This is a genomic window from Enterobacter sp. ODB01 (assembly GCF_001623605.1).
GTDB classification, from domain to species: domain Bacteria; phylum Pseudomonadota; class Gammaproteobacteria; order Enterobacterales; family Enterobacteriaceae; genus Enterobacter; species Enterobacter kobei.
The window spans coordinates 2,493,429-2,513,919 of record NZ_CP015227.1; the positions used below are offsets into that span (position 1 = coordinate 2,493,429).

The 20,491-nt window shown below is 54.9% G+C and carries 19 protein-coding genes; 9 read left to right on the forward strand and 10 right to left on the reverse strand.

Annotated elements, in window-relative coordinates:
- Positions 1–57 precede the first annotated feature (57 nt).
- Genes ssuB through ssuE form a run of 5 tightly spaced genes read right to left on the reverse strand, consistent with a single transcriptional unit; the run spans position 58 to position 4,298 of the window.
- The gene (gene ssuB / locus A4308_RS11865) at positions 58–828 is read right to left on the reverse strand and encodes an aliphatic sulfonates ABC transporter ATP-binding protein (RefSeq protein WP_014883237.1); all 771 of its coding nucleotides are present in this window, start codon (positions 826–828) and stop codon (positions 58–60) included.
- A complete protein-coding gene (ssuC, locus tag A4308_RS11870) occupies positions 825–1,616 on the reverse strand; it encodes an aliphatic sulfonate ABC transporter permease SsuC (RefSeq protein WP_014883238.1) in 792 nt (263 codons plus the stop codon). Before ssuC ends, ssuB begins: the two co-directional genes overlap by 4 nt.
- 9 nt (positions 1,617–1,625) lie before the next feature.
- Complete coding sequence (gene ssuD, locus A4308_RS11875; RefSeq protein WP_032637061.1) at positions 1,626–2,771, reverse strand: FMNH2-dependent alkanesulfonate monooxygenase; 1,146 nt, start codon at positions 2,769–2,771, stop codon at positions 1,626–1,628.
- On the reverse strand, positions 2,768–3,730 hold the full coding sequence (locus tag A4308_RS11880) for a sulfonate ABC transporter substrate-binding protein (protein ID WP_014883240.1): 963 nt from the start codon (positions 3,728–3,730) through the stop codon (positions 2,768–2,770). The genes ssuD and A4308_RS11880 overlap by 4 nt, the downstream gene beginning before the upstream one ends.
- Complete coding sequence (gene ssuE / locus A4308_RS11885) at positions 3,723–4,298, reverse strand: NADPH-dependent FMN reductase (protein ID WP_045281287.1); 576 nt, start codon at positions 4,296–4,298, stop codon at positions 3,723–3,725. The genes A4308_RS11880 and ssuE overlap by 8 nt, the downstream gene beginning before the upstream one ends.
- Positions 4,299–4,547: 249 nt before the next feature.
- Between ssuE and pyrD the strand changes: the two genes are divergently transcribed.
- Both pyrD and zapC read left to right on the forward strand, forming a co-directional pair.
- Positions 4,548–5,558, forward strand: a complete 1,011-nt coding sequence (gene pyrD / locus A4308_RS11890) for a quinone-dependent dihydroorotate dehydrogenase (protein WP_014883242.1) — start codon at positions 4,548–4,550, stop codon at positions 5,556–5,558.
- A gap of 165 nt (positions 5,559–5,723) precedes the next feature.
- Entirely contained in the window at positions 5,724–6,266 is a 543-nt protein-coding gene (gene zapC / locus A4308_RS11895) for a cell division protein ZapC (protein ID WP_014883243.1), read from the forward strand.
- On the opposite strand, the gene A4308_RS11900 is transcribed toward zapC, so the two are convergent.
- Complete coding sequence (locus A4308_RS11900) at positions 6,263–7,372, reverse strand: YcbX family protein (RefSeq protein ID WP_045281286.1); 1,110 nt, start codon at positions 7,370–7,372, stop codon at positions 6,263–6,265. The genes zapC and A4308_RS11900 overlap by 4 nt on opposite strands.
- A 98-nt stretch (positions 7,373–7,470) precedes the next feature.
- On the opposite strand from A4308_RS11900, the gene rlmKL reads away from it, so the two are divergent.
- The 6 genes from rlmKL to rmf all read left to right on the forward strand — a co-directional run bounded on the left by rlmKL (position 7,471) and on the right by rmf (position 15,398).
- A complete protein-coding gene (gene rlmKL / locus A4308_RS11905) occupies positions 7,471–9,579 on the forward strand; it encodes a bifunctional 23S rRNA (guanine(2069)-N(7))-methyltransferase RlmK/23S rRNA (guanine(2445)-N(2))-methyltransferase RlmL (RefSeq protein ID WP_063308537.1) in 2,109 nt (702 codons plus the stop codon).
- Positions 9,580–9,591: 12 nt separating this feature from the next.
- Entirely contained in the window at positions 9,592–11,499 is a 1,908-nt protein-coding gene (locus A4308_RS11910; protein ID WP_014883246.1) for an ABC transporter ATP-binding protein, read from the forward strand.
- A gap of 13 nt (positions 11,500–11,512) precedes the next feature.
- A complete protein-coding gene (gene pqiA, locus A4308_RS11915; RefSeq protein WP_014883247.1) occupies positions 11,513–12,766 on the forward strand; it encodes a membrane integrity-associated transporter subunit PqiA in 1,254 nt (417 codons plus the stop codon).
- A gap of 4 nt (positions 12,767–12,770) precedes the next feature.
- Positions 12,771–14,411: an intermembrane transport protein PqiB gene (gene pqiB / locus A4308_RS11920; protein ID WP_014883248.1), complete on the forward strand. Its 1,641-nt coding sequence runs from the start codon at positions 12,771–12,773 to the stop codon at positions 14,409–14,411.
- Positions 14,408–14,974 (forward strand): membrane integrity-associated transporter subunit PqiC, encoded by a 567-nt coding sequence (pqiC, locus tag A4308_RS11925; protein ID WP_014883249.1) that lies wholly within the window; start codon positions 14,408–14,410, stop codon positions 14,972–14,974. The genes pqiB and pqiC overlap by 4 nt, the downstream gene beginning before the upstream one ends.
- Positions 14,975–15,230: 256 nt before the next feature.
- Positions 15,231–15,398 (forward strand): ribosome modulation factor, encoded by a 168-nt coding sequence (rmf, locus tag A4308_RS11930; protein WP_013097261.1) that lies wholly within the window; start codon positions 15,231–15,233, stop codon positions 15,396–15,398.
- Positions 15,399–15,469: 71 nt separating this feature from the next.
- Here rmf and fabA read toward each other — a convergent pair whose 3' ends face one another.
- Together fabA and A4308_RS11940 are read right to left on the reverse strand one after the other, a co-directional pair.
- Positions 15,470–15,988, reverse strand: coding sequence for a bifunctional 3-hydroxydecanoyl-ACP dehydratase/trans-2-decenoyl-ACP isomerase (gene fabA, locus A4308_RS11935; protein WP_000227926.1), 519 nt, complete (start codon positions 15,986–15,988; stop codon positions 15,470–15,472).
- 68 nt (positions 15,989–16,056) lie between these two features.
- Positions 16,057–17,817, reverse strand: coding sequence for an AAA family ATPase (locus A4308_RS11940; RefSeq protein ID WP_014883250.1), 1,761 nt, complete (start codon positions 17,815–17,817; stop codon positions 16,057–16,059).
- Between the two features lie 186 nt (positions 17,818–18,003).
- On the opposite strand from A4308_RS11940, the gene matP reads away from it, so the two are divergent.
- On the forward strand, positions 18,004–18,456 hold the full coding sequence (gene matP, locus A4308_RS11945) for a macrodomain Ter protein MatP (RefSeq protein ID WP_023332611.1): 453 nt from the start codon (positions 18,004–18,006) through the stop codon (positions 18,454–18,456).
- A 64-nt stretch (positions 18,457–18,520) separates the two neighbouring features.
- Here matP and ompA read toward each other — a convergent pair whose 3' ends face one another.
- On the reverse strand, positions 18,521–19,576 hold the full coding sequence (gene ompA / locus A4308_RS11950; RefSeq protein WP_014883252.1) for a porin OmpA: 1,056 nt from the start codon (positions 19,574–19,576) through the stop codon (positions 18,521–18,523).
- A gap of 355 nt (positions 19,577–19,931) precedes the next feature.
- Positions 19,932–20,441: an SOS-induced cell division inhibitor SulA gene (gene sulA, locus A4308_RS11955; protein ID WP_014883253.1), complete on the reverse strand. Its 510-nt coding sequence runs from the start codon at positions 20,439–20,441 to the stop codon at positions 19,932–19,934.
- Positions 20,442–20,491 lie beyond the last annotated feature (50 nt).

Consider the following 20,491-nt stretch of genomic DNA (forward strand, 5'->3'; position numbering starts at 1 on the left):
GTTGCCGTTTTTTGTGTTTTCTCCCTCTCCCTGTGGGAGAGGGCCGGGGTGAGGGCATCAGGCATTAGCCTTAACTCGCTGTAACTCCGTTCCCCCGCGCTTCATCACCCGATCCAGCACTTCTGCCTCCAGTTCCGCCAGTCTTGCCGAACCGACACGACGAGGACGTGGAAGATCCACCGTCAGATCCAGACCAATTTTTCCGTCTTCTATTAACAGCACCCGGTCGGCCATCGCCACGGCTTCGCTGACGTCATGCGTGACCAGCAGAACCGTGAATCCATGCGTCTGCCACAGGGATTCAATCAGATCCTGCATTTCGATCCGCGTTAAGGCGTCGAGCGCGCCGAGCGGCTCATCAAGCAACAGCAGGCCCGGACGATGAATCAACGCCCGTGCCAGCGCCACGCGCTGCTTCTGCCCACCCGACAGCGCAGCAGGCCATTCACCGGCGCGGTTTTCCAGTCCGACGGCGGCCAGCGCCTGACGGGCTTCATCCCGCCAGTGTCCTTTGAGCCCCAGCCCGACGTTATCAATCACCGTCTTCCAGGGCAGCAGTCGCGCATCCTGAAACATCATGCGGGTATCGTCCTGAATAGTGGCCAGCGGCGTTGTCCCTGCCAGAATGTCGCCGCCGTTGGGGGATTCCAGTCCGGCCAGAAGGCGCAGCAGCGTACTCTTGCCGCCGCCGCTGCGCCCGACAATGGCCACAAACTGCCCGGCGGGAATATGCAGATCCAGCGCGTTAAGAATGGTGTTTTCGCCGTAGCGTTTGGTCACGCCGTTTAGCAGTAACGGTGTCCCCTGATTCAGTCGTGCCGTATTCATGCTTTCGCCTCCTGAAGGGTATACGCCGGGTTCCAGCGTAGCCAGCTGCGTTCCAGCCACTGGGCGCTGACGTCGGCCAGTTTGCCGAGCAGGGCATAAAGGATAATGGCAACCACCACGACGTCCGTTTGCAGGAACTCGCGGGCGTTCATCGCCAGGTAGCCGATGCCAGAGTTAGCCGAAATGGTTTCCGCGACAATCAGCGTCAGCCACATCAGGCCGAGGGCAAAACGCACCCCGACCATGATGGAGGGCAGGGCGCCCGGCAGGATCACGTGTAGAAAGAGCGAAAAACCCGACAAGCCATAGCTTCGCGCCATCTCCACCAGGCCGCGATCGATATTGCGGATGCCGTGCCAGGTATTAATGTAAATCGGGAACAGCGTGCCCAGCGCCACGAGGAAGATCTTCGCGCTCTCATCAATCCCAAACCACAGAATGACCAGCGGGATCAGCGCCAGATGCGGCACGTTACGCAACATCTGAATGGAGGTATCCAGCAGCCGCTCACCCCAGCGGGAAAGACCGCTGATCAACCCCAGCACCAGCCCGATGCTGCCGCCAATAGAGAACCCAATCACCGCGCGCCAGGAACTGATCGCCAGATGCTGCCACAGCTCACCGCTGACGCTCAGCGACCAGAACGCTTCTACAACGCCCTCAGGAGAGGGCAGAATACGGCTCGACAGCCAGCCGGTGGATGATGCGAGCTGCCAGAGAGCCACAATGCCGACGGGTAAAAACCACGGCGCGGCGCGCAGCAGCCATTTTTGTGAGGTGGCAGACATGGTCACTCCTTAGCTTTGCGCGGCTTTTCGAGGGATAAATTCGTTTGCCACCGCTTCTCCCTGCAGCTGAAGCTGCTGTGGCTGCGGTATTTCCGGGATGGCCACATCCAGATGCGGGAATAACAGCTCGCCCACTTTGTAGGCCTCCTCCAGGTGCGGATAACCGGAGAGAATAAAGCTGTCGATACCGAGGTCCGCGTATTCATTAATCCGCGCTGCCACGGTCGGGCCGTCCCCGACCAGCGCCGTGCCCGCACCGCCGCGCACCAGGCCAACGCCTGCCCACAGGTTCGGGCTGATCTCCAGCTTCTCGCGCTTGCCGTTGTGCAGGGATGCCATTCGGTGCTGTCCGACGGAGTCGGTTTTGGCAAACGCGGCCTGCGCCTTTGCGATGGTCTCATCGTCCAGATGGGATATCAGACGGTCTGCCGCCCGCCAGGCCTCTTCAGTGGTTTCGCGAACAATCACGTGCAGACGAATACCGAAGCGCACCTTGCGGCCATGGGCGGCCGCTTTAGCGCGCACCTGGGCAATTTTCTCTTTCACCAGCTCAGGCGGTTCGCCCCAGGTCAGATACAGATCGACCTGCTCGGCAGCCAGATCCTGGGCTACATCCGACGACCCGCCGAAATAGAGCGGCGGGCGTGGCTGTTGTACCGGCGGAAAATAGAGTTTCGCGTCGCGAACGTGGATATGCTTGCCTTCGAAGGTGACGGTTTCACCTTCAAGCAGGCGCCGCCAGACGCGGGTGAACTCGGCAGAAGCCTCATAGCGCTCGGTGTGGTCGAGGAACACGCCATCGCCTGCCAGTTCCTGCGGATCGCTGCCCGTCACCAGGTTAAACAGGGCACGGCCGTTGGAGAGTCTGTCCAGCGTTGCCGCCTGACGCGCTGCCACGGTGGGGGAGACCACGCCTGGACGTAACGCAACCAGGAACTTCAGACGCTGGGTGACCGGTATCATCGACGCGGCGACCAGCCAGGCATCTTCACATGAACGCCCGGTTGGGATCAGCACGCCGGTGAAACCGATGCGGTCCGCCGCCTGTGCAATCTGCTGCAGGTAGCCATGGTCAACCGGGCGGGAACCCTCTTCAGTGCCAAGATAGTGGCCATCTCCGTGGGTAGGTAAAAACCAGAAAAGATTCAGACTCATGATTTAGCTCCTTCTTTGCCTGCGGGTTGCCAGATGCGTTCGCGAATATCGACCTGTTTTGGCACCAGGCGGTTTTGATAGAAGAGGTCAGCGGTTTGTTGCTGTAGCGCGGCGACGTGCGCATCCACGGGTGAAATGGTGGTCGGCGGACGGTGGCTGAGGTAACTCGCAATCACCGGTTCAGGTAAGCCCATGGTTTTCGCCAGCAGCGCAATACTTTCCTGACGCTGGCTTTGGGTCAGCGTGTCGGCCTGCGTAAAGGTATCCAGTACGCTCTGAATAAATGCGCCATTCTTTTCCGCGTAAGGACGCGCGGCAAGGTAGAACGAGCCGGTCTGTTTCAGCGTCGTGCCATCCTTCAGCACACGCACGCCTCCTTGCAGTAATGCTGCGGAGTAGTACGGATCCCAGATAGCCCAGGCATCAACATTCTTCTGCTGGAACGCGGCACGTGCATCGGCTGGGGTCAGGTAAACAGGCTGAATGTCCGTGAATTTCAGCCCGGCCTCCTGTAAAGCGCGCAGCAGCAGGTTGTGTGAACTGGAGCCTTTCTGAAAAGCGACCTTATGACCTTTTAGATCGGCAACGCTTTTAATCTCGCTATTTTCAGGCACCAGAATGACTTCGGCCTTCGGTTTCGGCGGTTCAACGCCGACATAAACGAGGTCCGCCCCCGCAGCCTGGGCGAATATCGGCGGAATATCGCCTGTGCTGCCAAGATCGATACTGCCTACGTTTAAGGCTTCCAGCATCTGAGGGCCGGCAGGAAACTCGATCCAGGCAAATTTGGTGTCCGGGAAGCGTTTTTCCAGAAGCTGGTGACTTTTTGCCAGCACCATACTAACGCTGCCTTTCTGATAGCCAATGCGTAAACTGTCCGGCGCTGTTTCTGCGGCCTGAGCCAGCCCGGTCAAGGCCATCAGGCCAGCCAGCCCGAGGCGGGTTAAGGTTTTAAACATGTGCGACTCCTTGAGGCTGGCCAAACGCAGGTGCCTGGATATCCCGGCGATGCAGCGCGTGCCAGAAGGTTTCCAGCGCAGCATCGAGGCGCGTTTGCGGATTCGGCGTAAAGTGCGGCTTGTGTTGATAATCAATGACCTGCGAATCGTCCGCGAAAACCCCATGGAGAATCTCTTGTGCTTTCAGGGCATTCAGGACCGGTTTCAGGGCATAATCCACCGCCAGTAAATGGGCAACCGTTCCGCCCGTTGCCAGCGGCAGCACCACTTTGCCGTCCAGCGCGCGCTCCGGCAGTAGATCGAGCAGGGTTTTCAGTGCGCCAGAAAAAGAAGCTTTATAGATCGGTGTCGCCACGATTAAACCGTCTGCCTCTTTCAGTTGCTCTGTGAGGGTTTTCAGCGCAGGGCTGTCGAAACGGGCGTACAGCAAATCTTCGGGTTCGAAGTTATGCAGATTCCAGTGGCACACTTCCACATCCAGCGCATTGAGCTTTTCACGGGCATATTCCAGCAGGGCGCTGGAACGCGAAGGGAATCGTGGACTTCCGGCCAGGGTAATGACGCGCATACTTCCTCCTTATAACCAATTGTTTGCTTTTATCTAACATTCATAACAATTTTCAGGAGTGTGACACCGCGCGGTTATTCCACTAAATGATTTATCTGCAATTAAAATGCGAAAAAGTGCATAAGAAAGAGACCGGGAGGTAAACGTTTGCGTTTTACGCTGTTTTTTTTGCCGCAGGTCAATTCCTTTTCGCAGCGGGATCGCCCATAATCCCCTCCCGGTTTGCACACCGGGAATCCAGGAGAGTTCATGTACTACCCCTTCGTTCGTAAAGCCCTTTTCCAGCTCGACCCTGAGCGCGCTCATGAATTGACATTCCAGCAATTACGTCGCATTACCGGAACGCCTCTGGCGGCTCTGGTGCGCCAGAATGTGCCGGAAAAACCTGTGCAGTGCATGGGTCTGACTTTTAAAAACCCGCTGGGTCTGGCGGCCGGTCTGGACAAAAACGGTGAGTGCATTGATGCCCTGGGCGCAATGGGCTTTGGCTCCATTGAAATCGGTACCGTTACCCCGCGTCCACAGCCGGGAAATGATAAGCCGCGTTTGTTCCGCCTGGTGGAAGCCGAAGGGCTGATCAACCGCATGGGCTTTAATAATCTCGGCGTTGATCACCTGGTCGAGAACGTGAAAAAAGCCCATTTCGATGGGGTGCTGGGCATTAATATCGGTAAAAATAAAGACACGCCGGTTGAGCAAGGTAAAGATGACTATCTGATTTGTATGGAAAAAGTCTACGCCTATGCCGGTTACATCGCGGTGAATATTTCATCGCCGAATACCCCGGGCCTGCGTTCTTTACAATATGGCGAAGCGCTGGACGATCTTCTCAGCGCCATTAAAAATAAACAAAATGAACTGCAGGCGATCCACCATAAATATGTTCCGGTCGCGGTGAAGATCGCGCCGGATCTTTCGCCTGAAGAATTGATCCAGGTTGCCGACAGTTTAGTTCGCCATAATATTGATGGTGTTATTGCGACCAATACGACGCTCGATCGCTCCCTCGTTCAGGGAATGAAAAACTGTGACGAAGCGGGTGGGTTAAGTGGCCGTCCGGTACAATTAAAAAGCACCGAAATTATTCGTGCTCTGTCTGCAGAATTAAAAGGGCGTTTGCCGATTATTGGTGTCGGCGGTATCGATTCGGTCATTGCTGCGCGCGAGAAGATGGCGGCAGGGGCATCGCTGGTGCAAATCTATTCCGGCTTTATTTTTAAAGGACCGCCGCTGATTAAAGAAATCGTTACGCATATCTAATCTTTTCTCTTAATCAGACAACCAGGGCTTTATTTCCAGCCCTGGTTGTTTTATATTCCGTCACTGTTGCTTATTTAGACATTCTGGTCTTTTATTAATGATGTTATAAACGAAGCGACAATCAGGACATTTTTAGTACAGGACGTTTGGGGACGGGAGAGAAACATGCGAATTAAACCTGACGATAACTGGCGCTGGTATTTTTGCGACGAGCACGATCGTATGATGCTCGATTTAGCCAATGGCATGTTGTTTCGTTCTCGTTTTGCCCGCCGAATGTTAACCCCGGACGCGTTTTCACCCTCGGGCTTTTGCGTTGACGATGCTGCACTTTATTTCTCCTTTGAAGAAAAATGTCGCGATCTGGTGCTCTCTAAAGAGCAGCGTGCCGAGCTGGTATTAAATGCGCTGGTGGCGATTCGTTTCCTGAAACCGCAAATGCCGAAAAGCTGGCATTTCCTGCCGCACGACATGAACTGGACGCCAGCAACGGGTGATGCGGCCAGCGTCAATCTGAGCGATACCGCCGAAGAGGTGAGTTTGTTAGTGGTGGAGCCGGGCGAAAATGCTGCGCTTTGTCTGCTGGCACAACCCGGCGTGACGATTGCCGGGCGTGTAATGCAGTTAGGGGATGCGATCAAAGTCATGAATGACAGGCTGAAGCCACAGGTGCGTGTCGATTCCTTCAGCCTCGAACAGGCGGTTTAAGCTTCCAGCTGTACGGATGTTTTCGGTACGCAGCTACAGCACAGAATTGTGCCGTCGTTTCCCACTGCCGATTTCTTCAGCGCTGTCACTTCTCCCTCTACCAGCTTGATGCGACAGCATCCGCAGATTCCCGCACGACAAGAATACGGTACGCGAATACCGGCCTGTTCCAGTTGCTCCAGCAGCACCTGCTGATTGTTGCCACGAATAATTTTGCCCTGCCAGTGAATATCCACGGCAGAGGCGACGTTCGTCTCAACTTCAACGCTTTCTCCTTCCTGACCGGCACCGTACACTCTCGCAGGCCCGCGGGCGAGGATTTCGACCTCATCGCCCACGCGGATCACACCGCTGGAGCGGGGGATCAGGTTCTGGCCGAAATCGACATCGCCGTTATCCTGGGCGGTGCGGAACGATTGCAGCGTTTTCAGCGGTTCGCCAGAGGGGTGCTTTTGCCCTTTTTCCGGACTCACGGTAGTAAAGATACAGCGGCTGCACGGCTTGACGACATCAAAGATGACGCTACCAATGCGGATCGTTTTCCAGGTGTCTTCTTCCCACGCATCGGCACCGGTTACCACCAGGTTCGGACGGAACTGCTCCATCTGCACGCTGGCTTTACAGCGGTTTTGTAAATCACGCAGCGACGCCTCGTTGGTCAGCAGGAACGGGAAGCCGTCGGCGAAGGAGAGCGGAACGGCATCGTGGCGCTTCACGCGGCGCGTCAGTTCAGGCCCCACCCAGCGCAGCTGCACGTCGCGGGAAAAGAAGCCGCTTAGCCAGCGGTTAATCTCTTCCGGGGCGATGCGCGCGGTAAAATGGTTACCCCAGACTTCCGTTGGCGCGTCGACGGGCGCAAAATCAGCAAAGCGAATCACCGTGCTGGAACCGTCCGGCGCGGTCAAATGCAATCCGTCATGAAGCGGGGAAGGGGTAAAGCGAACCATCTGCGGGAACTGGCGCGCGGTGATGAACGTACCGTCAGGCTCGGTGACCATAAAAATACGATCGAAGGCAAATCCGCTCATGTCTGCCAGTGCGTGAGAAACGCCAATGCCGCGCATGGATTTCACCGGATGAATAAAAAGCCTGGATAACGTCGCCACTGCATACTCCCGCAAATGAAAATAAGCCTTCAACTTTATGACATACACGCCATATTAGCTATAATGCGCGACAATTTTCTAAGAGTAAAAGTGACGATATGAATTCTCTGTTTGCCAGTACGGCCCGTGGGCTGGAAGAGCTGTTAAAAACTGAACTGGAAGCCCTGGGTGCGCAAGAGTGCCAGGTAGTTCAGGGTGGTGTCCATTTTGAGGGCGACACGCGGCTTATTTACCAGAGCCTGATGTGGAGCCGTCTGGCGTCGCGCATCATGCTGCCGATGAAGGAGTGCAAGGTCTATAGCGACCTTGACCTCTATACCGGCGTACAGATGATCGACTGGACAGAGATCTTCACCCCAAATGCCACCTTTGCGGTGCATTTCAACGGCGTGAACGATGAGATCCGCAACAGTCAGTACGGTGCGCTGCGCGTGAAAGACGCCATTGTGGACTGCTTCACCCGCAAGAATAAGGAACGCCCTAATGTCGATCGCGAAAATCCGGACCTGCGTATCAACGTCTGGCTGAACGGCGACACGGCGAGCATTTCTCTCGATCTGAGCGGCGCGGGTCTGCATTTACGTGGCTATCGCGATCGCACCGGGATGGCGCCGATCAAAGAAACCCTTGCCGCAGCCATTGTGATGCGCTCCGGCTGGCAGCCGGGCACACCGCTGCTCGATCCGATGTGTGGTTCCGGTACGCTGCTGATTGAAGCCGCAATGCTGGCTACCGACCGTGCGCCAGGGCTGCACCGCGGTCACTGGGGCTTTAAAGGCTGGGCGCAGCATGATGAAGCCCTCTGGAAAGAGGTCAAAGATGACGCGCAGAGCCGTGCGCGTAAAGGCCTGGCAGAGTACACCTCGCATTTCTATGGTTCGGACAGCGACCCGCGCGTGATTGAACGTGCGCGAAGCAACGCCCGTCGAGCGGGTATCGGTGAGCTGGTCACCTTCGACGTGAAAGATGTCGCGAACCTGACCAACCCGCTGCCGAAAGGCCCGTACGGTACCGTCATCAGTAACCCGCCATACGGTGAGCGTCTGGACAGCGAACCGGCGCTGATCGCCCTGCACAGCCTGCTGGGCCGCAATATGAAAGACTATTTTGGCGGCTGGAATCTGTCTCTGTTCAGCGCGTCGCCGGAGCTGTTGAGCTGTCTGCAACTGCGCGCCGATCGTCAGTTTAAAGCAAAAAACGGTCCGCTGGACTGTGTGCAGAAAAACTACCATCTGGCAGAAAAAGCGGCGGACAGTAAGCCAACCGGCGTGGCGGAAGATTACGCCAACCGTCTGCGCAAGAACCTGAAGAAATTCGAGAAGTGGGCGAAGCAGGAAGGGATTGAATGTTACCGCCTGTACGATGCCGACCTGCCGGAGTACAACGTGGCGGTTGATCGCTACGCCGACTGGGTTGTCATTCAGGAATATGCTCCGCCAAAAACCATTGATGCACAAAAAGCGCGCCAGCGTATGCTGGACGTGATTGCGGCCACCATCGCCGTGCTGGGCATTGCGCCGAACAAGCTGGTGCTGAAAACCCGCGAGCGTCAGAAGGGCAAAAACCAGTACCAGAAGATGGGCGAGAAGGGTGACTACATTGAAGTGGGCGAATATAACGCCCGCCTGTGGGTTAACCTGACCGACTATCTCGATACCGGTCTGTTCCTTGACCACCGTATCGCCCGCCGTATGCTCGGCCAGATGAGCAAGGGGAAAGATTTCCTCAACCTGTTCTCCTATACCGGTAGCGCGAGTGTGCATGCCGGCCTCGGCGGCGCGCGCAGCACCACTACCGTGGATATGTCGCGTACCTACCTGGAGTGGGCCGAGCGTAACCTGCGTCTGAACGGTTTAACCGGGCGCCAGCATCGCCTGATGCAGGCCGACGTGCTGGGCTGGCTGCGTGATACTGATGAACAGTTCGACCTGATCTTTATCGATCCGCCGACCTTCTCCAACTCTAAGCGCATGGAGGATAGCTTTGACGTTCAACGCGACCACCTGCGCCTGATGACCGACCTGAAGCGCCTGTTGCGTAAAGGCGGCACCATTATGTTCTCGAACAACAAACGCGGCTTCCGTATGGATCACAACGGTTTAGCAGCCCTGGGACTGAAAGCACAAGAAATTAGCCAAAAAACGCTGTCTCAGGACTTCGCCCGTAACCGTCAAATCCATAACTGCTGGTTGATTACCGCGGTCTGAAAGGAATAATAAATGTCTTTAATTAGTATGCACGGCGCGTGGCTCTCTTTCAGTGACTCACCGCTTCTCGATAATGCAGAGCTGCATATCGAAGATAACGAACGCGTCTGTCTGGTTGGCCGTAACGGCGCGGGTAAATCCACGCTGATGAAAATCCTCAACCGCGAGCAGGGGCTGGATGACGGCCGCATCGTGTACGAGCAGGATCTGATTGTCTCCCGCCTCCAGCAGGACCCGCCGCGCCATGTCACCGGCAGCGTGTACGACTTCGTGGCGGAGGGGATCTCTGAGCAGGCCGAATACCTGAAGCGCTATCACGAGATTTCGCATCTGGTCATGACCGACCCGAGCGACAAGAATCTCAATGAGCTCGCAAAAGTGCAGGAGATGCTCGATCACCACGGCCTGTGGCAGCTTGAAAACCGCATTAATGAAGTGCTGGCACAGCTTGGTCTGGAAGCGGATATGGAGCTGTCTGCGCTCTCCGGCGGCTGGCTGCGTAAAGCGGCTCTGGGCCGCGCGCTGGTCAGCGGGCCGAAAGTGCTGCTGCTGGACGAACCGACGAACCACCTGGATATCGAAGCCATTGACTGGCTGGAAGGGTTCCTGAAAACCTTCAGCGGCACCATCATCTTTATCTCGCACGACCGTTCGTTTATTCGCAATATGGCGACCCGTATTGTCGATCTCGACCGCGGTAAGCTGGTCACTTATCCTGGCGATTACGATACCTATCTGCTGGAGAAAGAAGAAAACCTGCGCGTGGAAGAGCTGCAGAATGCTGAGTTTGACCGCAAACTGGCGCAGGAAGAGGTCTGGATCCGCCAGGGCATCAAAGCCCGCCGCACCCGTAACGAAGGCCGTGTGCGTGCCCTGAAAGCGATGCGCCGCGAGCGCAGCGAACGCCGCGAAGTGATGGGCAGCGCCAAAATGCAGGTTGAAGAGGCATCCCGCTCCGGCAAGATTGTCTTCGAAATGGAAAACGTTAACTATCAGGTTGACGGCAAAGTGCTGGTAAAAGATTTCTCTGCTCAGGTCCAGCGCGGCGACAAAATTGCGCTGATTGGCCCCAACGGCTGCGGCAAAACCACATTACTGAAGCTGATGCTGAGCCAGTTGCAGGCTGACAGCGGCCGTATTCACTGCGGCACCAAACTTGAAGTGGCCTACTTCGACCAGCACCGCGCGGAGCTGGATCCGGACCGCACGGTAATGGATAACCTCGCTGAAGGTAAGCAGGAGGTCATGGTAAACGGTAAGCCGCGCCATGTGCTGGGCTACCTGCAGGACTTCCTGTTCCATCCGAAACGTGCGATGACGCCGGTTCGCGCCCTGTCCGGCGGGGAACGTAACCGCCTGTTGCTGGCACGTCTGTTCCTGAAGCCAAGCAACCTGCTGATCCTCGATGAACCGACGAACGATCTGGATGTCGAAACGCTGGAATTGCTGGAAGAGCTGATCGACGGGTACCAGGGAACCGTGATGCTGGTCAGCCACGATCGTCAGTTCGTTGATAATACCGTTACCGAGTGCTGGATCTTCGAAGGGGAAGGGCGAATTGGACAGTATGTGGGCGGGTACCACGATGCAAAAGGGCAACAGTCACAGTCTCTGGCGCAAAAACAGTCAAAGTCCAAAACAAGTGCTGAACCTGCTGTAACAAAAGCAGAAACAGTCAAGAAAAGCTCGGCTAAACTAAGCTATAACCTGCAGCGCGAACTGGAGGGGCTTCCTCAGCGTCTGGAAGAGCTGGAGGCGGCGCTTGAAGATCTTCAGGCACAGGTTGCTGATGCCTCATTCTTTACCCAGTCGCATGACTATACTCAGAAAGTATTGGCTGAACTGTCCGCGGCTGAAAAAGCCCTGGAAGAAGCATTTGAGCGCTGGGAGTACCTTGAGTCTCTGAAGAACGGCGCATAAACAGGGATAACATATGTGTGACCAGCACCATGCCGACAGGCATATATTATGCTCGCAATGCGATATGCTCGTGGCGTTGCCAGAGCTGGGTCACGGACATAAAGCCCTGTGTCCACGTTGCGGCGCAACGCTGACGACCGAGTGGGACGCGCCAAGGCAGCGTCCCACTGCTTACGCACTGGCGGCATTATTTATGCTGCTGCTCTCCAATCTCTTCCCCTTCATCTATATGAAGGTGGGGGGGATGACAAGCCAGGTGGATCTGCTTGAAATCCCGGGCGTGATGTTCTCGGAAGATTACGCCAGCCTCGGCACCTTTTTTCTGCTGTTTGTCCAGATAGTCCCGGCGTTTTGCCTGGTGGTCATTCTTCTGCTGGTCAACCGCGTCAGGATGCCGACATCACTGAAAATCCGGCTCGCGCGTGTCCTTTTCCAGCTCAAAAGCTGGGGGATGGCTGAGATCTTTCTGGCCGGGATACTGGTCAGTTTCGTGAAGCTGATGGCGTATGGCGATGTCGGGATTGGCAGTAGCTTTGTGCCCTGGTGCCTGTATTGCGTCCTGCAGCTGCGCGCCTTCCAGTGCGTGGACAGGCGCTGGGCGTGGGACGATATCGCTCCTGCACCGACGCTTGCACAGACGGTGAAGGTCGGTGTGCCGGGTATCCGCCAGGGGCTGCGTTCCTGCCCGTGCTGTACCGCCGTGCTGCCCGCCGATCTCGACGTGTGTCCGCGCTGCGAAACGAAAGGCCACGTCCGTCGCAAGAACAGCCTGCAGTGGACAATGGCGCTGCTGGTGACATCCGTCATGCTGTATCTGCCCGCCAATATTCTGCCGATTATGATCACCGACCTGCTTGGCGACAAAATGCCCTCGACGATCCTCGCGGGGGTGATCCTGCTCTGGGGCGAAGGATCCTACCCGGTCGCCGGCGTGATTTTCATCGCCAGTATTATGGTACCCACCTTAAAAATGATCGCCATTGCCTGGCTCTGTTGGGATGCAAAAGGTCACGGAAAGCGCGACAGCGAACGCATGCATCTGATTTATGAGGTGGTCGAGTTTGTTGGTCGCTGGTCAATGATCGACGTGTTTGTGATTGCCGTTCTCTCTGCGCTGGTGCGGATGGGCGGTTTGATGAGTATTTATCCCGCGATGGGGGCTTTAATGTTTGCGCTGGTCGTGATTATGACCATGTTTGCGGCCATGACCTTCGACCCTCGTTTATCGTGGGATCGTGAGCCTGAATCAAGCCATGAGGAAGAGTAAGAGCATGGAAAATAAGAGTGGAGAGGCGAAAGTGCAGAAGGTCAAAAACTGGTCACCGGTGTGGATTTTCCCCATCGTGACGGCGCTGATCGGTGCCTGGATCCTGTTTTATCATTACAGCCATCAGGGACCGGAAGTGACGCTGATTACCACCAATGCCGAGGGGATTGAGGGCGGTAAAACGACCATCAAAAGCCGCAGCGTGGATGTGGGCGTGGTGGAAAGCGCAACCCTGACCGACGATTTAACCCATGTGGAGATCAAGGCGCGCCTGAATGCCGGCATGGAAAAACTACTGCATGGCGATTCTGTTTTCTGGGTGGTTAAACCGCAGGTGGGGCGTGAAGGGATCAGCGGCTTAGGAACGCTGCTTTCAGGTGCCTATATTGAACTCCAGCCGGGAACAAAAGGTAACCAGCCGGGGCAATATCAGCTTCTGGATTCACCGCCGCTAGCTCCGCCGGATGCAAAAGGTATCCGCGTGATTTTAGACAGTAAAAAAGCGGGTCAGCTCACGGCGGGCGATCCGGTGTTGTTCCGCGGTTATCGTGTGGGTTCGGTTGAGAAAAGCACGTTTGACCCACAGAAAAGGTCCATCAGCTATCAGCTGTTCATCAATGCACCTAACGATCGTCTGGTCACCAGCAATGTCCGTTTCTGGAAAGACAGCGGCATCGCGGTCGATCTGACCTCGGCAGGCATGCGAGTTGAAATGGGCTCCCTGACAACGCTGTTTGGCGGTGGCGTAAGTTTTGACGTGCCGGAAGGTCTGGATCTGGGGCAGCCGGTTGCGGAGAACACTGCTTTCCGCCTGTTTGACGATCAAAAAAGCATTCAGGATGCGCTCTACACCGATCACGTTGACTTCCTGATGTTCTTTAAAGACTCCGTTCGTGGCCTGCAGCCGGGGGCGCCGGTTGAGTTCCGCGGCATTCGTCTCGGTACGGTTGGGCAAGTACCGTTCTTTGTGCCTGGTCTGCAGCAGGTCCTGGATGATGATTACCGCATTCCGGTGCTGATTCGTATCGAACCAGAACGTCTGATCAACCAGATTGGCGAGAACCAGGATATTGCCACGCATATCTCTCAACTGATGGAACGTGGTCTGCGCGGGTCGTTGAAGACCGGCAACCTGGTGACCGGCGCGCTGTATGTGGATATGGATTTCTATCAGAAAGCACCGCCGATTACCGGCATTCGTGAATTCGGTGGTTATAAAATCATCCCAACCGTGAGCAGCGGACTGGCTCAGATCCAGCAGCGTCTGATGGAAACGCTGGATAAGATTAACAATCTGCCGCTGAACCCAATGATTGAAGCCGCGACAGGTTCGTTACATCAGAGCCAGGCGACGATGCAACGCCTGCAAACCACGCTGGATAACATCAATAAGCTCACTGCAAGCCAGAGCATGCAGCAGTTGCCGCAGGATATGCAGAAAACGCTGCGCGAGCTGAACCGCAGTATGCAGGGCTTCCAGCCAGGCTCGGCGGCGTACAACAAGATGGTGGCAGATATGCAGCGTCTTGATCAGGTCTTGCGCGAACTGCAGCCGGTTCTGAAAACGCTCAACGAGAAGAGCAACGCGCTGGTGTTTGAAGCGAAAGATAAAAAGGATCCTGAGCCGAAGAGGGCGAAACAATGAAAAAATGGCTAGCGATTGTAGGAGCGATGGTACTCACGGCCTGTAGCTCAGGAAGTGAAACGAAAAGCTACTATCAGCTACCGCTGATGGCGCAGGCAGGTACCCAGAGTACCGCTTCGCAAGGCAACCGTCTGCTGTGGGTTGAGCAAGTTGCCGTGCCGGACTACCTGGCCGGCAACGGGGTGGTCTACCAGACCAGCGATGTACAGTACACCATCGCCAACAATAATCTGTGGGCCAGCCCGCTGGATCAGCAGTTGCGCAATACGCTGGTGGCAAATCTGAGCAGCCAGCTTCCGGGCTGGGTTGTCGCTTCCCAGCCACTGGGTAGCGATCAGGATACGCTGAACGTCACGGTAACGGGCTTCCATGGTCGGTATGACGGTGCCGTTATCATCAGCGGAGAGTGGCTGCTGAATCATCAGGGACAGCTGATTAAACGTCCTTTCCATCTGGAACTGAAGCAGCAGAAAGATGGCTATGATGAAATGGTGAAAGTCCTTGCTCAGGGTTGGGCGCAGGAGTCAGCCAGTATCGCCAGGGAGATTTCCCGGCTGCCATAAGTAAAATTCATCATCAAAAACCGCAGTTAGCCTGTCGCTGATTGCGGTTTTTTTTTCGTTTTGGCTTCAGGTTGTTACTTGTGCCGGGTCACACTTTTTGTACAAATGATCTTCTGGCTAGCTCACAAATATGACACCCGTATGAATTTTGAACATTGACGCTGCAATGAATTCGGGGTATTCGTTATCTGTGCCTGTACATTTAGTGCAGACACTGTTTTCTTTCCACCAGACAAAAGAATGAGGGAAACGAGGCATGAAGAGACAGAAACGAGATCGCCTGGAACGGGCTCATCAACGTGGTTATCAGGCCGGCATCGCTGGACGTTCTAAAGAAATGTGTCCTTATCAGACGATAAATCAAAGGTCACAATGGCTTGGAGGCTGGCGAGAAGCCATCGGCGACAGGGCACTCATTGCCTGATAACGTCTCTTTAAAGAAAGAAACCTCCGCACTGCGGAGGTTTCGCCTTTCAGGGAGGGCTTAACGCAAAATCAGAATGCGGAAGTGTCCTGGAACAGGCCAACTTTCAGGTCGTTCGCGGTATAGATCAGACGACCATCTACCAGCACTTCGCCATCCGCCAGGCCCATAATCAGGCGACGGTTAACAATGCGCTTGAAGTGAATACGATAGGTCACTTTCTTCGCTGTAGGCAGAACCTGGCCGGTGAATTTCACTTCGCCCACGCCCAGTGCGCGGCCTTTGCCTTCACCACCCAGCCAGCCCAGATAGAAGCCAACCAGCTGCCACATGGCATCCAGGCCCAGGCAGCCAGGCATTACCGGATCGCCAATGAAGTGGCAACCGAAGAACCACAGGTCCGGGTTGATATCGAGTTCTGCTTCTACGTAACCCTTATCGAAGTTGCCGCCGGTTTCGGTCATTTTCACGACACGGTCCATCATCAGCATGTTCGGGGCCGGTAACTGTGGGCCTTTCGCGCCAAACAGTTCACCGCGACCAGAGGCAAGAAGATCTTCTTTTGTATAGGATTCGCGTTTATCTACCATGTTCTCAGTAAGCCTTATTTTAGTGAAGGACGCAGGATAGCTAACACGTGTACGCTGAACAAGTCCGATCAGTTTGAATTAAACCAGCCCAGCCAGCGTAACGGCCATGGATAACGGTGGCGAGCATCTTGCTGTGTCGCCTGAGCAATTCGCTCCTGAATGGTCTGCATCAGGGTCGTCTGCCCCTCGCCATCCCATACCAGGTTTGTCAGTAAGGGTAGTGCATCCTCAATCCCTTCGATGGCCCAGATGGCGAATTGTTCCTGCTCAACCGCGTCCAGAATAGCCTGGCTAAGGCTTAAATGGCGTACATTGGGTGCTGGAATAATCACACCCTGTTTGCCGTTTAAACCACGCTGCTGACAGATAGAGAAGAAGCCTTCAATTTTTTCGTTCAGACCGCCAACAGGCTGAGCACGACCGAACTGATCGACCGAACCGGTGATCGCGAGGTTCTGGTTGATCGGCACGTCTGCCAGGGCGCTGATCAAGGCGCAGAGCTCCGCCATAGAGGCGCTATCGCCATCCACTTCGCTATAGGATTGTTCAAACGTCAGCGAGGCGGAGAAGGGGATTTGCTGCTCAAGCTGCAGCTCAGACATCAAAAACGCCTGCATGATCATCATGCCTTTGGCGTGAATGTTGCCACCCAGCTCGGCTTTGCGTTCAATATCGGTGAACTCGCCATCGCCAACATGCACAACACAACTGATGCGTGAGGGTTCCCCGAACGCGCGCGGGTGGCCAGGGAATTCAATCACGGACAGGGCGTTAATCTGGCCGACGCGTTCACCTTCGGTCTCGACCAGAATTTGTTCCAGCAGAATTTCATCCTGCATACGGTCAGCAAGATAGCCTTCGCGCCACTCACGCTGCGCCAGCATCTGCGTGAGCTGTTCGCCAGTAAACGCACCTTTACCGCTGATCACACCCACTTCACGCAGCTGCTTGCCTATCCAGAGTGGACTGAGCGGCAGGGTTTCCTGGTCACCGGTATAACGAACCGCTTCGCGGATCAAACCCGGCCACGCGTCAGCGGCAGGCATTGGCAATGCAAAGCGTTCCGCAACGGCCAGCACCCACTGACACCACTGCGCCATGTCATCAGCATCGGCTACCTGGATGTTGTCTTCGTATTCGCTGTAAACCGCCAGCTCAGCCAGTTCCGGCTCCATTTCCTGGAAGTCAGCCAGCGATTCACGATCGCCCGTCAGCACGACGGTCAGCGACAGCGGCATTGAAGGCACGGAGACCGGCAGAGGACGAGACTCATCGTAACCGACCCAGTCAAAGCGTTGCTGGGTCACAATCGTTTTCAGGCGCATCCACAGCAGCGGCTGCGAGAGCAGAGTGCGCAGAGAGATGATCAGCACGCCGCCGTTTGCGCGATGTACCAGACCCGGTTGCAGTGAAAGCTCACCGTTGAACTGACGCAGACAGCCAAAGAGTTGTTCAGCCTCGACCCAGTTAGCGGTAATGACTTCACCTGTCGCTGCAAAACGGTCATCGGCCTGGTCCGCCGGTTCGAAGGCGATCTTATCTCCCGCGATACGATACTGGCCGCCAAAGACCGCGTTCGCTTCCGGGCGCAACTGGCGCATAGCGTCCCCGAGAAGCGTCAGATATTCCGCCTCTTCGGGGGCTTTCAGCAGCATGAAGGGCGATGTCGCCCATGGGCTTAACGCCTGCTCCAGCGCATAATGCAAACGGGGTTGCGTATCGCTAAGGATGAATGGATGTTCTGTTGCGAGTTCGGGCTGTGAAAACAGGTCCTGATAGCTCTCGGTATCCGGAACAAGGTCACGCCATGCAAGTTTCGTAATCGTCAAAGTTGATGTTTTTTAGTCAGATGTAAAAGCGTGGAGTATACCGTAAGCGGGGGGATCTACCCAAGCAGGATTGGGTATTTCGACAGCGGGAATGGCTGCATTGACTCACAGGATATGATTTCTTTTCAGCAGATTGCCAAAAAACTGATATTCTGAACAGAGTTACGTGGTAACACTGAGATCGCAATGAAATATCAACAACTGGAAAATCTCGAAAGCGGCTGGAAATGGAAGTACCTGGTCAAAAAGCACCGTGAAGGGGAGCTGATCACCTGCTACATCGAAGCCAGCGCTGCACAAGAAGCCGTGGATATTTTGCTGACCCTCGAGAATGAACCGGTACAGGTTAACGGCTGGATTGAGAAACACATCAATCCCGCGTTGTTAAACCGGATGAAGCAAACGATCCGCGCGCGACGCAAACGGCATTTTAATGCTGAGCATCAGCACACGCGTAAAAAATCAATCGATCTGGAGTTCGTGGTCTGGCAGCGTCTGGCTGGGCTGGCGCAACGGCGTGGTAAAACGCTGTCGGAAACCATCGTGCAGTTGATTGAGGATGCCGAACATAAAGAGAAGTATGCTAACCAAATGTCGTCGCTAAAAAACGACCTTCAGGCGTTGCTGGGCAAAAAGTAGATTTGTGTTTTTCTTCAGACAATAAAAAACCCCGCATTGCGGGGTTTTTTTATAAGACGATAACTTATGCCGCTGGCTGAGTTACAACGTCTTTAACGCCTTTAACTTCGATCTCTACGCGACGATCTGGAGCCAGGCAGTCGATCAGTGCAGCGCGAGCTTTCACGTTGTCACAGGTGTTGCCAGTAACTGGGTTAGATTCGCCCATACCACGTGGGGAGATCTTGTTAGCTGGGATACCTTTAGAGATCAGGTAATCAACAACAGACTGAGCACGTTTCTCAGACAGTTTCTGGTTGTAAGCGTCAGAACCGATACGGTCGGTGAAGCCCAGAACCACTACGGAACCGTCTTTAGGATCCAGGTTGCTCAACTGGGTGTACAGCTGATCCAGTGCCTGCTGGCCTTCTGGTTTCAGAGTCGCTTTGTTGAAGTTGAACAGAACGTCAGACTTCAGAGTGAAGTGCTTGGTCTGTACTTCTGGAGCTGGAGCCGGCGCTGGAGCAACAACTGGTGCTGCATCTTCCTGCTGGCCGAAACGGTAGGAAACACCTACGCTCAGCATGCCGTTGTCTGGACGAACGCCAACGGTAGCACCGTCGCCGATGTTGTTAACCCACTGGTATTCCAGACGGGTAGCGATGTCACGGGTCATAGCCCACTCAACGCCACCAGCGAATACTGGGGAAACACCGGTGTCATGGTCGTCGCCAGCGATGCTGTTGCTGGAGTCAGCGCGCCATACCATACCACCCAGACGGGTGTACACGTCCAGATCGTCAGTTACTGGGTAACCCAGTTTAGCGGTCAGCTGTACGCCTTGAGCTTTAAAAGCGCCATTAACGTTGTCGCCTTTGTATGGCATACGACCTAACCAGTCGTAACCCATTTCAAAACCAACATACGGGTTAACCTGATAGCCACCGAACGCACCTGCACCAAGCTGGCTCTCGTGAGTAGGGCCATCATTGTTCAGGCTGCTGTTGTACCAGCCGGTGTCGTGGAACTGAGACCAGCCCAGTTTACCACCTGCATACCAGGTATTATCTTTCGGAGCGGCCTGCGCTACGGTAGCGAAGCCAGCCAGTGCCACTGCAATCGCGATAGCTGTCTTTTTCATTTTTTGCGCCTCGTTATCATCCAAAATTCGCCATGAATGTCTCAAGTAGAGAATCACGGTTAAATCCTTCACCGGGGGGCGTGGTCAAATATAAATCTACCGATATCTTCGGCTTAGGCCGAGCACCCCTGGCGATGTAAAGTCTACAACGTAGCTGAAAACTTACAAGTGTGAAGTCTGTCAGGCATATGAAAAAAAAAGTTCCGTATACCTATTATTTAACATTTTTAGAACGAATTTTGTGCAGTAAAATTAAGGAGAACCGCTCCAGACGCGCCTTGCCGCAATTTTGACGCCGGGAACTAAATCCGTATCTTGCGGTCAAAAAAAATTCCAGGAAAAATCTTAATTTCGCTCAATGATACAAATTTGAGTGAATTTTTAGCCCAGAAAGTTGTCCTCTGCGATAAGAATCTGGACGAACCGGGCGCATGATGAACCCGATCGCATTCCCTTCTTCAGCCGCTTCAGTCAGACGAAAATGTTCCTCTTCCGTCAGTTCTTCGGGTAACCAGCCGATCACCACGCTGTAATTTCCGGTGCGCAACGCGCGAACCATAGACTCAACGGTATCGCAGGGAGAGAGTTGGTTAATCTGCATCACCTTAGCCAGCGGCAGGCCTGCGGACTGAACCCATTCACGGCTCAATTTTTGCTGTGGCGTCAGCCAGAGCTGCCAGCGCGATTGCTGACCAAGCTGCTGTAATAAAGGCAGTAGCAGGAGTTGGGTCAACAGAGGCTGGTCTTCACGATAAACCACTTCACTAATAAGCCCCGTCGAAACACCCCCAACGGTGTTGTGCGCGACAGTGCCCGCGGTAGAGGAGAGAGAAGTTGAGCGATTTGCATAGCCTGAAGTGTACATATTCATTCCAGCTCTGTAGTTACTGTATGGATATACAGTAACCCCTGTAT